Below are 965 nucleotides of genomic sequence, written 5' to 3' on the forward strand. Positions count from 1 at the left end.
CTATTCTTACACCTATTAAAAAGGCACCTAAGCCCCGCTTAGATACCTTCCTGTTATCCCTTTTCTGACTCACCTTCAGCTTCCAAACGCTCAAATATCGCCTTCTGATACTCAAACGCATCTGCATAGGAAACTTTCCCACTCATCCTCTCTTGGTAACTGGGATGTACACTTGGTTTTATATCATAGTCTATAATCATCTGCCCATCTTTTACGCCACGATTGTACATTTTAGCTACCCAATCTCCATGATGGTTGTAGTTATCTTTTAGTTCGATCTTCCCATCAGCTTCATAAGGCACGCCATTTGAAATAATCATGATGTTTTCTAAACCGTATTTATCAGATTTGATACCATAATCACCTACGCCACGATAAATCTTCAAATTAGCTTGTAGTTTAACTATGTCACCAATCGACAAGGTAGTAATTTTTTTGGCACTTCCCATTTTGTTCATCGATACCCAGATATGGCTATCAACGTACTTATTCTTCGGGAGATTATATATCATATTTCCGTTGATAAACGCTTGTAGGACTGGATTTTCTAGCAGTATCCTACTTTTTAAAGGCGTCTTCTCATTGTACTCAAAATCTGAGATAATTCCCGTCAGGACTATCTCATCTCCCTCGTATTCGGATAATAATGCTCGACTTGAAGGATTACTTAACGCCCGATTTGTTATGGTATGAGCTATTTCCATACGATAAACATTCAACAAGTGTTCATACTTTGCCTGCTTCTTTGTTAAGACTAAAAAAGTATCTCTTCCAAATACCGCTCCCGCTAAATCATCAAAGGCTTCCTGCACTTCTCTTTTCGCTTTATTCTCTCGCTCTTCTCGCTTAGATCGTTGTTCCTCTACCTTCTTTTCTAATTCATCTAACTTAGCCTCGATTTCTTCTGCACTCATCTCCCTTATTTGCTTCTCAACTTTTCTTGTTAGGAGTCTGCGAATCTCTTT

The 965-nt window shown here is 38.7% G+C and carries 1 protein-coding gene; it reads right to left on the reverse strand.

Annotation, left to right across the window (positions count from 1 at the left end):
• Positions 1-53: 53 nt before the first annotated feature.
• A partial coding sequence (locus FC36_RS07345) for a hypothetical protein (RefSeq protein WP_235805815.1) occupies positions 54-965 on the reverse strand: 912 nt, incomplete at its 5' end.

It is taken from the genome of Ligilactobacillus equi DSM 15833 = JCM 10991, assembly GCF_001435735.1.
In the GTDB taxonomy this organism is placed as follows: domain Bacteria; phylum Bacillota; class Bacilli; order Lactobacillales; family Lactobacillaceae; genus Ligilactobacillus; species Ligilactobacillus equi.